This window comes from Microbacterium sp. NPDC064584 (assembly GCF_040687315.1).
GTDB lineage: Bacteria > Actinomycetota > Actinomycetes > Actinomycetales > Microbacteriaceae > Microbacterium > Microbacterium lacus.
The window spans coordinates 18,496-28,729 of the sequence record NZ_JBFBMZ010000015.1 but is presented as its reverse complement, the minus strand read 5'-3'; the positions used below and the strand labels follow the sequence as shown (position 1 = coordinate 28,729).

Annotated in this window: 11 protein-coding genes; 2 read left to right on the top strand and 9 right to left on the bottom strand. The window is 65.4% G+C overall.

Annotation, left to right across the window (positions count from 1 at the left end; genetic code table 11):
• Positions 1-227 precede the first annotated feature (227 nt).
• Positions 228-1,448, top strand: coding sequence for a cytochrome P450 (locus AB0P18_RS16165; RefSeq protein WP_363360863.1), 1,221 nt, complete (start codon positions 228-230; stop codon positions 1,446-1,448).
• 65 nt (positions 1,449-1,513) lie between these two features.
• Here AB0P18_RS16165 and AB0P18_RS16160 read toward each other — a convergent pair whose 3' ends face one another.
• Complete coding sequence (locus AB0P18_RS16160) at positions 1,514-2,119, bottom strand: cadmium resistance transporter (RefSeq protein ID WP_344230562.1); 606 nt, start codon at positions 2,117-2,119, stop codon at positions 1,514-1,516.
• Positions 2,116-2,475 (bottom strand): metalloregulator ArsR/SmtB family transcription factor, encoded by a 360-nt coding sequence (locus AB0P18_RS16155; protein ID WP_242086956.1) that lies wholly within the window; start codon positions 2,473-2,475, stop codon positions 2,116-2,118. The genes AB0P18_RS16160 and AB0P18_RS16155 overlap by 4 nt, the downstream gene beginning before the upstream one ends.
• A 79-nt stretch (positions 2,476-2,554) precedes the next feature.
• Between AB0P18_RS16155 and AB0P18_RS16150 the strand changes: the two genes are divergently transcribed.
• The gene (locus AB0P18_RS16150; RefSeq protein WP_363360862.1) at positions 2,555-3,133 is read left to right on the top strand and encodes a vitamin K epoxide reductase family protein; all 579 of its coding nucleotides are present in this window, start codon (positions 2,555-2,557) and stop codon (positions 3,131-3,133) included.
• A gap of 27 nt (positions 3,134-3,160) precedes the next feature.
• Here AB0P18_RS16150 and lspA read toward each other — a convergent pair whose 3' ends face one another.
• The 7 genes from lspA to AB0P18_RS16115 form a co-directional block, all read right to left on the bottom strand.
• Positions 3,161-3,682, bottom strand: coding sequence for a signal peptidase II (gene lspA / locus AB0P18_RS16145; protein ID WP_363360861.1), 522 nt, complete (start codon positions 3,680-3,682; stop codon positions 3,161-3,163).
• A gap of 146 nt (positions 3,683-3,828) precedes the next feature.
• Positions 3,829-4,842, bottom strand: a complete 1,014-nt coding sequence (ccsB, locus tag AB0P18_RS16140; RefSeq protein WP_242086950.1) for a c-type cytochrome biogenesis protein CcsB — start codon at positions 4,840-4,842, stop codon at positions 3,829-3,831.
• Positions 4,835-6,433, bottom strand: coding sequence for an apolipoprotein N-acyltransferase (gene lnt / locus AB0P18_RS16135; RefSeq protein WP_363360860.1), 1,599 nt, complete (start codon positions 6,431-6,433; stop codon positions 4,835-4,837). Before lnt ends, ccsB begins: the two co-directional genes overlap by 8 nt.
• Positions 6,405-7,061 (bottom strand): thioredoxin domain-containing protein, encoded by a 657-nt coding sequence (locus tag AB0P18_RS16130; RefSeq protein ID WP_251454406.1) that lies wholly within the window; start codon positions 7,059-7,061, stop codon positions 6,405-6,407. Before AB0P18_RS16130 ends, lnt begins: the two co-directional genes overlap by 29 nt.
• Positions 7,058-8,779, bottom strand: a complete 1,722-nt coding sequence (locus AB0P18_RS16125; RefSeq protein WP_363360859.1) for a cytochrome c biogenesis protein ResB — start codon at positions 8,777-8,779, stop codon at positions 7,058-7,060. The genes AB0P18_RS16130 and AB0P18_RS16125 overlap by 4 nt, the downstream gene beginning before the upstream one ends.
• On the bottom strand, positions 8,760-9,509 hold the full coding sequence (locus AB0P18_RS16120; protein WP_251454398.1) for a cytochrome c biogenesis CcdA family protein: 750 nt from the start codon (positions 9,507-9,509) through the stop codon (positions 8,760-8,762). The genes AB0P18_RS16125 and AB0P18_RS16120 overlap by 20 nt, the downstream gene beginning before the upstream one ends.
• A complete protein-coding gene (locus tag AB0P18_RS16115; protein ID WP_363360858.1) occupies positions 9,506-10,072 on the bottom strand; it encodes a TlpA disulfide reductase family protein in 567 nt (188 codons plus the stop codon). The genes AB0P18_RS16120 and AB0P18_RS16115 overlap by 4 nt, the downstream gene beginning before the upstream one ends.
• Positions 10,073-10,234 lie beyond the last annotated feature (162 nt).

The following is a 10,234-nucleotide window of genomic DNA, read 5'->3' as shown; positions in this document are numbered from 1 at the left end:
TGACCGGCATAACGCGCGTCTCGAGACGAGACACAGAGCCCCTCACTGGATTCAGAGCGACGCGAGAATCGCGACATTTAGCGCCGCAAGTCACAGCGCGGTGCGCACCGCGCGTTGCTCGGCCTGCTCAGAATCGATCGTTTCCGGCACGGCCGGGTGCGCGCCACCTGCAACTGCGGAGGTCAAGTCCCTTGCCACATAAACAACTTCGTGAATACCGTCAGAGCATGCCCGAGGACAGGAGATCTGCGCTTCCCGTTCTTCCCGTCGATCGAACGCTCGAGTTCCTCATGCGCGGGTACGCGTTCGGGCAGCATGGGTTCGATGCGGTAGGACGCGATGCGTTCACGACTCGCCTGATGGGGAGACGTGTGACTTTCGCCCGCGGCAGCGGGTGGGTGCGCTTCTTCTACGAGGGTGACCGATTTACTCGGGATCGGGCGATGCCTCGCTCGGTGAAGCACTCGTTGCAGGATGAGGGAAGCGTGCAGACCCTCACCGGGGGCGAGCACCGGAATCGGAAGGCACTTTTCATTGACGTGCTCGATGCGTCAGCTCGCCTCGATCTGGATTGCCATGTCGCGGAGGCGTGGCAGAAAGAATGGGCCGCGGCGTCCGGAGACCGCGTATCTCTGCTGGAGTTGGCTGGGCGCGCTCTGACCGCTGGGGTGTGCACTTGGGCGGGTACTCCGCTCAGCGGCCGCGACCTTGATCGAAGAGCGTCCGAATTTGCAGGGATGATCGATGGCGCAGGTTCCTTCGGGCCACGAAACCTGCGAGGACGGGCGCTCCGGCTGCGCACGGAAGCATGGGCGCGACAGGTGCTTCGCGACGCGCCGCCGGAGACCATCGCGGCCAGGGTGGCAGGCCATCGGGACGCAGACGGTCAGTCGCTCGACGAGCGTACTGCAGCCGTGGAGTTCCTAAACCTGCTTCGACCCACCGTTGCGATCGCGCGCTTCATCATGTTCGCGGCTCTCGCGTTGCATCTTCATCCCGAATGGCGCTCGCGTGTCGCCGAGAACGAGGAGTCCCGACTCGCCTTCGCCCAGGAAGTGCGCCGCACTACGCCGTTTTTCCCCGTGGTCGGCGGGACCGCCGCACGCGATGTGGAATGGGACGGTGTCCGTTTTAGGCGCGGTGATTGGGTGATCCTTGATCTTTTCGCCACCAATCGTGATCCTCAGCTCTGGCCAAATCCGTGCACCTTTGCTCCCACCCGGTTCATGTCGGGCGAGCCGCACCACAACGCGCTTGTGCCGCAAGGCGGTGGTTTTTACGAGGACGGCCACCGCTGCCCGGGCGAACCGGCGACGGTAGACCTCCTCGCTTCCGCTGTGGGACGGCTGGCCACTGCGGAGTACACAGTCCCCGGCCAGGACTTTCGAGTCGACCTGCGGCGATTCCCGGCGCAACCCGAGGACGGGTTTGTGCTCATTCCCGTCTAACCACTGCGGGTGAACGCTAATGATCGGAACGTAGGTCCCCGGCTCGGCCTGCTTCCTTTTGGTGATCAGAGCCCGAATGCGCCGCCACTGATCAGGATGAAGATGCCGAGGCCGATCAGGACGATCGGGAACAGGATGTGCTCCCAGCGCTCCAGGATTTCCGCGATCGGACGTCGGGTAGCGATGAACTTGGCTACGTACACCAGGACTGCGACGAGCGCGAGGAACACTACACAGTAGGCGACCACGGCGGCGGGTCCCACACTCAAGAAGACCGGCACGTAGACCCCGATGTTGTCCCCGCCGTTTGCGAAGGTGACACCCGCTACGGCCCAGACCGCGACCTTTTTACCCTCGATCTTGCCCTCATCGTCATCGTCGTCGTCGTGACGTCGACGCCATGCCTGCCAGGCCGCCCATAGTCCCAGGCCCAACGGGATCAGACCGAAGTAGGGGATGACCTCTGGAGGCAGGAATGCTCCGGCGCCGAGAGCTACGAGTACAGCCGCGCCGAGAATGCCTGCGAATCCCAGATACTGCCCGACCAGGATTCGAGCGGTCGTGCCCCGTTGTCCCGCGCCACGGGCGAAGAACAGCGAGAGCACAATGATGTCGTCGATGTTCGTGACAATGAACAGGCCGATCGCTTGCAGTATGGAGAGGAAGATCATGCCGTCGCCTCCGTCGTGCAGCATTCCGGGGCCGCGCAGGAGGGATCGATGCACCCGGCTGCATGGTCCACCGCCAAGGTCGTGTCCAGCAGAGCGGTGAGCGCCCGGGTGAGACGGGGATCTGCGACCTCGTACCGAGTTCGGCGACCCTCGGGCTCCGCAACAACGATGCCACAGTCACGAAGGCAGGTCAGGTGATTGGAGACGTTGGACGGACTGAGATCCAGTTCACGGGCGAGTGCCGCGGGATAGATCGGGCCATCAAGCAGAGTCATGAGAATGCGTGAGCGTGTCGGGTCCGCCATGGCGCGGCCGAGACGGTTCATCACATCCAGACGATCGGTAATAGTCAGCACGCAATGAACATACACGCATCACTGTATGATTGCAATCTGTTCCGTATGTATCTAGCGATGGTGAAAGTTGTCCCAGCTCATGCGCCGTGAATTCTTCTTCGGCTTGTTCCTCGCGCTGTGTGGCGCCGTCGGGTTGACGGCATCGATGGCCCTGTCCGTTGAGAAGATCGAAAAGCTGACGAGCCCCGATGCGGGCCTCAGTTGCGACTTCTCCGTGCTGGCGCAGTGCTCTGCGAACCTCGAGAGCGCTCAAGGGGCCGCGTTTGGGGTTCCCAATCCGTTCCTCGGACTGGTCGGGTTCGCGCTCGTGGTGTGCGTCGGAGTCGCGCTGTGGGCGGTACCGCACTTCGCTCGCTGGTTCTGGATGCTGTTCAATATCGGTGTCGCGGGTGCGTTTGCGTTCGTGGTGTGGCTGATCGGGCAAAGCATTTATGTGCTGGGGACGCTCTGCCCCTGGTGTCTTGTGGTGTGGCTGGCGACGCTCCCCCTGTTTTTCATCGTGACGGTCCGGAACCTGCGCGAGGGCGTCTTCGGTCAACGGGCACGGCGGGTTGGTGCGGTGTTGTGGCCGTGGATCACGCTCGTGACGCTCGCCGCTTACCTGGTTGTCGCGGTGCTCGCGCAGTTCCGTCTGAATGTGCTGGCGAGCATCGTCTAACCCGGATGACCTGTAATCGGGCCGAAGTCACTTCTCCTGGGGGGAGGTTGCCCCCGGGTGTTCGCTGCGCGTCTGGGACCGGTGGCTGAGGAGCACCTGGAGGATGCCGAGTCCGACGCCGATTCCGATGGCGATGTCGGCGATGTTTCCGATGAAGAGGTTGCCATAGGCGAGGAAGTCGGTGACGTGGCCGCGGCCGAACCCGGGAGCGGCGAAGAGGCGGTCGATGAGGTTGCCGATTGCTCCACCCCAGACGAATCCGATTGCGACCGCCCATGCCGTGGATGTCGCCCGCCATGCGGCATAGAACAGCGCGATCCCCGCCACGATCCCGATCACAGTGAACACCCAGGTGCTGTTCGAGCCGAGAGACATGACGGTCCCGGGGTTGAAGGCGAGTTGCAACCCCAGTAGGTCGCCGATCAGCGGAATTCGTTCTTGCTCGCTCAGCTGTGCGAGCGCGATGGCCTTCGTACCCTGGTCGACGACAGCCATGGCCAGTGCGACCAGGCACGCGACGGCCAGTCTCCGGCTTCGACCGCCGTTCATCGTGTGCTTCGCACGTCGGAGACCGAGGACACGCCGTGGCGAGGGCGGGTGTACGTCGCCGCCGGCGGACGCGGATACCAACCGGGGTCGAGCAATGGTGTGGGCATGGAGGGGTGAGTCCTTTATGATCGAGCGGTCGTTGGTCGTCAGCTGAGGCCGGAGTAGGCGTGCAGGCCTTTGAAGAACATGTTGACGATGGTGAAGTTGAACAGGACGGCGGTGAACCCGATGATCGACAGCCACGCCGATCGGGTACCGCGCCAGCCTCGTGTCGCGCGGGCGTGGATGTATCCGGCATAGAGCACCCAGATCACGAAGGTCCAAACCTCCTTTGTGTCGAACCCCCAATACCGGCCCCAGGAGTCGTTTGCCCAGATCGAACCAGCAATGAGAGTGAAGGTCCAAAAGATGAACCCCACAATCGCGAACCGGTAGGCCAGGGATTCCAGCGTGTCGGCGGTCGGCAGCGTGCGCAGGTAGCCCGACCGGGCCGCTTGAGTGTCCTCCCCCGGCGCTGCGGCCCGTCGTTCGCGGCGGGACTGGAGCAGTTGTGTGGCGGAGAGGCCGCAGGAAATCGCGAACAGGGCGGTGCCGAGGGAGGCGACGAAAACGTGGATGACGAGCCAGACGCTCTTGAGGGGGTCCATCAGCGGGGTGACTTCGACGTAGAACGCCAAGGTCGCACCGCCCAGGAGCAACGCGACCATACCGATGAGGAACGAGCCCAGGAAGCGTAGATCGTATCGGCGGAGCACGGCTAGGTAGACCGCGACGATCAGCAAAGTCCCGGTGAGCGCGAACTCGTACATGTTCGCCCACGGGACTCGTTCTGCGGCGAGTCCTCGCCCGATGGTGCCGGCGAGATGGAAGATGAACGCGAACCCGGTAAGCACGGTGCCGATGCGTGCCCAGAGCAGACGTTGCCGCTGGCCCGGCCGGGCGCGGACCTCATTCAGCTCGGCGCGTTCGTCGCCGGCGCTCGGCGTGTCTGCGCCGCCCGCGGTCACGAGCGCGGGCACCCGCTGAGGTTCGTCGCGGCGTACTGAGCGTTGCGCGAGGTCAACCGCGTAGGCGACGAAGGCCAGCAGGTACACGGCGATCGCGGTCCACACCAACAGCAGGGAGACGCTGTCCAGGGTCAGGGATTCAGGGTCAGGCATCACTTGCTCCTCGTGCGGTTTGGGGTCGGTGGTGGTGGCGTCGGTGTCCGATTCCGGCGATGGTGAGACCGGTGATCGCGCCGAGGGCGATCAGAGCTGTAAGGACCCCGCCGAGCACGACGGCGGGGGTGAGCCCTTCGCGCAGCGGGACCCGGGTGATCGCCGCGGCCGCTTTGTCGACTCCGGCGCCGTCAATGATCTGTCCGTCCGGGGCGATGACCTGGCTGGTACCGACGGTGGAGACGTTGACCACGGCGCGTCCGGTCTCGATAGCCCGCATCCGGGCGAACGTGAGCTGTTGAAGATTCTCGTCGGTGCCGCGGAAGTCGGCGTTGTTGGTCTGGAACACGTAGACCTGTGCGCCCTCGCGGGCGCCGTCCCAGATGACGGAGTCGTAGATGACGTCGAAGCAGATCGCCAGACCGACCGTCACGTCGTCGACCGTGACGAACGGAGGGTTCTGGCCGGCGGTGTATTCGCGTTGGATCAAGCCGATGAAGTCGGGCACGATCCGCTCGTAGAACCAGCGGTCTGGGACGTACTCGCCGAACGGGACGGGGTTGACCTTGTCATGCAGCTGCGGAGTGCCCTGCCCGTCCCACAGAATCGAGGTGTTGAACACGTCACTGCCGCGAGCGGTGGCGGCGTTGGCCAGCAGCGGTGCGCCAGCCTGTGCGGCGAGATCGGTGAGGCGGCGGGCGGTGGCAGGGTCGGTGAGGGGGTCGCTGTCGACGGCCCCTTCGGGCCACACCAGCAGGTCCATATCCTCCCCAAGCAGGGGGGCCGTCGCTGTTGTCTGCGCGGCCAGCACATCACCGGGGGTGCGGTCATCGAAGTACCCGGAGGGCCCGTTGCCCTGTACCCAGCCGATGTCCAGCCGGCCGGCGTCGCCGGTCGGGAACTGCGGAACGACCAGCAGGGCGGTCACGATCACCGCGGCAGGCAGGAGGCCTGCCATGCGTCGGAGTCCACCGGCTCGCCACCACTGCACGAGGCTCGCGCAGGCGGCGACAATGAGGAAGCTCAGCCCGGTCACCCCGACCCAGGATGCCGCCTCTGGTAGCGGTCCGTTCGCTTGGGTCATCCCAATCCGCGCCCATGGGAATCCGGAGTAGGGCCAGGACCCCATCACCAGTTCTCGTACGGTCCACAGCCCTGCCACCAGCAGCGGCACGCCGACAAACCAGAGGATGACATGTCCGCGGGCACGGTCGGTCCACCGGTAGGCGAGGGCGAGCGGGATCGCCCCGACGCCGAACAGCACCGCTTCCAGGCCGGCCAACGCCACCCAGGGGACGGGGCCGAGGTAGGTGCCCACCCACACCAGATGGATGAAGTAAAACGCGGCGCCGAAGGCCGCACCGACTAGGAACGCACCGCCGATGCTGCGTCGGATAATCGTGCACAACGCGAGGATGATGCTCACGAACGTGAGTGGCCACCACCCCACTGCGGGGAAGGATAGGTCCAGGAGTCCACCGGCGATCGCGGCGAGGAGTATCGCGGCCCACAGCGGCACTCCCCGTCGCGCAGCGGCGGGGGCCACGACGCGCGTCGGCGTGTCAGTCTGCGAGGGCGCGGTCGAGAGCATTGGTCAGATCGGTCAACTGGGTGAGCTCGAGTCGTTCGCCGTCGAGGAAGAACGTGGGCGTGCCCTGCACGCCCATGTCCTGCCCCTCGGCGAAGTCTTCCTCGACCCGCTCCCGGGTGGCGGGATCCGCGACCGCCTCATCGTAGGCGGCCATATCCAGGCCCAGCTCCTCGGCGAAGCTCCGGAACAAGCCCGCTTCCGAGACCTGCTGCTCGCCCCACTCGGCCTGCGTCTCGAACATCCGGTGGAACATGTCCTCCACCCGGTCCTGCTGCGCGGCCGCTTCCACCGCGAGGGCGGCATTCATAGAGTTGTAGTGGCTGGGGATCGGGTAGTACCGGAACACATAGTTGATCTGCCCGTCGTACTGCTCACGGATCTCTTCGATGTAAGGGTAGAACGCCCCGCACGCTTCACATTCGAAGTCAAGGAACTCCACCAGGGTCGGCGCGTCAGGTCCGGCGCTGTCTAGCAGGTGGGAGTTGCTGCGCGCGCCCGGGAGTGCGACAGCGGCGTTGTCGTCTGCGGGCGCTTGGGGGCGGGTAGTGGCCGTGTAGACGATGGCGCCGATGACGAGCACGACCACGGCGGCGATCGCGATGAGGGTCACTTTCATGGGGGTCTTCATCGTGGGTTCCTTCGGCTGGGTGTCTGTGGGCTGGGGTGTTCACGGGCGGCGAGGTGGGTGTCGCGGATCCCGGTGATCGCGTCGGGGAGCTGGGGGTCCTCTCCGCGCGCGAGACCGGCGTATTCCAGGCGCAGGGTGGGCTCGTCCCGGTCGCCGGTGACGGATGCTTTGATGAACACGCGGCGTCGGGGAACGAGAAGGCCGGTGATCAGACCGAGGGTGGCGAGGGTGGCGAAGGCGAGCACCCAGGTGGCGCCGGTGTCGCGTTTGATGTCGAGCGACGCGAATCGTTTTACGGCCGCCAGGGGGTTCGTGCCGCCGGAGGCGTCCTCGAAGGTGACCGTGCCCCACCCATTGGGCAGGTCGGCGGTCTGCCCGGGAGTGAGCTGGATCGAGTCGGCACCGCTGCTGCCGCCGGTGAGCTGGGTCATCCCGCTGGTGTCGAGGGTGTAGACCGACCGGGGCACGCCGTCGTCGATGCCGAGGCTGCCGGAGAACACGTTGAAGGTGACGACTGGGTTCACCAGGTCGGGATACACCGAGGTGAACGCTCCCGTGGCAAGAGCATCCTGGGTGGGGTAGAAGAATCCGACGAGCCCGACCTGTTCGGGGAGCCCGTCTGGGACCTTGATGATGCCGAGCGAGGTCATCATGCTGTCTTGCGGCAGGAAGGGCTGCGACTCGCTGTACACGACCGTGCCCTCAGGGTTTCGAACGGTGATGGTGGGTGCGTAGCCGTTTCCAAGCAAATAGACCCGATCACTGCCGACCGTGATCGGGTAGTTCACGCGAACGCTTTCGGTGTCCTCTGTCCCGGTGCGCGCATCACGGATGGTGAGGTTTGCGGCGAAGTCGCCCGCCTGGCCCGCGCCAGGAGTTCCCAGTGGCACGTAGCTGACGTCGAAGCTGTCGAGGGTCAGCGAGTACGGGTCCAGCTGCGTGCCGTCTACGAACCTGCCCGGGGTGAACGATGAGTAGTCGTTGAGTGTGTTGACGAACGTGGTCCCCTCGACGATGACCCGCTGCCCGGTGTAGGAGAAGCCGCTGGCGGCGAGCACGGTGACGAGTACCCCGACGAGGGAGGCGTGGAAGATCAGGTTGCCCGTCTCACGCAGGTAGCCGCGCTCGGCCGACACCGACCAAGACGTGGCGGTGTCGTACCGCTCGACACGGTATCCGCGGCGACGCAGATCCGCGGCGGCGACTGTGATCGTGTCCGCCGCGTCCGCGGCGGGGTCCTCGGGCTTTGCCGGAACGTCGACGAGAAGGTGGGCGCCCAGCCGACTGAGCCGTGCCGGGGTGCGTGGTGGGCGGGTGCGGAGGGCTTTCCAGTGGTGTCGGGTGCGAGGAATGATGCAGCCGATCAGCGAGATGAACAGCAGCAGGTAGATGCCGGAGAACCAGGCGGAGTTGTACAGGTCGAACACTTGGAGGCCGTCGAGGATGGGCGCCAAGTCGGGGTTGGTCCGGAAATATTGGAGGACCCCGTTGGGATCCGCGGTGCGCTGGGGGAAAATTGACCCGGGAACCGAGGCGATGGCCAGCAGGAGCAGCAGCAGGATCGCGGTGCGCATGCTGGTCAGTTGTCGCCACCCCCACCGTAGCCACTCGATGGGCCCCAGCGTCGGGGAGGTGACGGCGTCCGGCTCGTCCTGGTCGATGTGATCGGCGGGGCGGGAGGGGTCGGTGAACGGCTGGTCAGAGAGGGAGCGTGACACTGAGCATCACCCCCTGCAGAACCGACATCAACATGCCCCAGATGCCGGTGACCATCAGCACGCCCAGCGCGATCAGCAGGCTGCCGCCGATGATGTTGACCACCCGGATGTGACGGCGGAGGAAGGTGACTGACCGGGTGGCCCAGCCCAGTCCGAGCGCGAGCAGGAAGAACGGGATACCCAGGCCGAGGGAGTACGCCAGCCCCAGTAGCGCGGCACGGCCGGGGTCGCCGAGATTCCAGGACACCGACATGATCGCCGCCAACGTCGGTCCGATGCAGGGGGTCCAGCCGATCCCGAGTGCAATGCCCAGCAGGGGTGCGCTGAGCAGGCCCAGGTTGCCGCGGAAACGGGGTCGGAGTGTGCGTTGCGCACGGGGGAACGCACCGATGAACACCAAGCCCAGAACGATGACGACGACCCCGAGTACCCGGGTGAGGATGTTCGCGTATTCGAGGAAGAACAGTCCCGCCACCCCGCCGAGCACCGTGACGGTCATGAACACGAGCGTGAACCCGGCAACGAACAACGCCACCCCGCCGAGCAGCCGCCCACGGCCGGCGGCCTGGGTTTGTGTCGCGGAGGTGGACAGGGAGGACCCGAGGTAGCCGAAGTATCCGGGGACAAGCGGAAGCACGCATGGGGAGACGAAGGAGATCAGGCCCGCGAGCATGGCGATGAGCACGGCCACCCATAGCGCGCCGTCGAAGATGAACCCTTCGGCGCTCATTCGTTCTCCGCCAGCGCGTCCGCGACGAGGGTGGACAGGATCGACGCGGCCGGCAATTGCCCGATGATCCGCGCGGCGACCCTGCCCTGACGGTCCATGACCAGGGTCGTCGGGGTCGCCTGGATGGGGGTGACCGCGGCGAAGGCGAGCTTGGTCTTCCCGTCGACGATGTCGATCACGCTCGGGTAGGTAATCCCGTAGTCCTCCGCAAACGACAGCGCGGTGGCGGGCTGATCGTAGATGTTCACCCCGATGAAGCCCACCCCTTCGGGCTGGTAAGTCCGCCATACCTCTTCCAACAGGGGCGCCTCGACCCGACACGGGCCGCACGCGGCGTACCAGAAATTCACGACGTACACCTCGCCGGCGAACTCGTCGCTGCTGACCGGATTGCCGCGCTCGTCGACGCCAGCGAACACCACCGTCTCGCCACGCTTCTCTGGGGAGATCTCGACAATGCGCTCGTCAACGCTGGTGGAACCGGTGCCGTTGTTCGCCGTAGCGGCAAGCCCGTCCTGGGACGTGCACCCTGCGACCGCGAATACAGCGGTCGCGGCGAACATAGCGGCGGCCGCACGGAATGGACGCCTGGACCTACGATGGGCAACCGGGGGCACGGTGCGGGTGACGAGAGTCACCCGGAATGGGTTTGCCACGACGTTCTCCAATACCAGGACTCAACAGGCGGCGGTCTGGCAGCACCAGAATCCGCTCGCTCTCACAGG

Excerpts from the sequence above, each read along its gene's own strand:
- AB0P18_RS16165 (WP_363360863.1), top strand. The coding sequence starts at position 228 with ATGCCCGAGGACAGGAGATCTGCGCTTCCCGTTCTTCCCGTCGATCGA.
- AB0P18_RS16160 (WP_344230562.1), bottom strand. The coding sequence starts at position 2,119 with ATGATCTTCCTCTCCATACTGCAAGCGATCGGCCTGTTCATTGTCACG.
- AB0P18_RS16150 (WP_363360862.1), top strand. The coding sequence starts at position 2,555 with ATGCGCCGTGAATTCTTCTTCGGCTTGTTCCTCGCGCTGTGTGGCGCC.
- lspA (WP_363360861.1), bottom strand. The coding sequence starts at position 3,682 with ATGAACGGCGGTCGAAGCCGGAGACTGGCCGTCGCGTGCCTGGTCGCA.
- ccsB (WP_242086950.1), bottom strand. The coding sequence starts at position 4,842 with ATGCCTGACCCTGAATCCCTGACCCTGGACAGCGTCTCCCTGCTGTTG.
- lnt (WP_363360860.1), bottom strand. The coding sequence starts at position 6,433 with ATGCTCTCGACCGCGCCCTCGCAGACTGACACGCCGACGCGCGTCGTG.
- AB0P18_RS16130 (WP_251454406.1), bottom strand. The coding sequence starts at position 7,061 with ATGAAGACCCCCATGAAAGTGACCCTCATCGCGATCGCCGCCGTGGTC.
- AB0P18_RS16120 (WP_251454398.1), bottom strand. The coding sequence starts at position 9,509 with ATGAGCGCCGAAGGGTTCATCTTCGACGGCGCGCTATGGGTGGCCGTG.
- AB0P18_RS16115 (WP_363360858.1), bottom strand. The coding sequence starts at position 10,072 with ATGTTCGCCGCGACCGCTGTATTCGCGGTCGCAGGGTGCACGTCCCAG.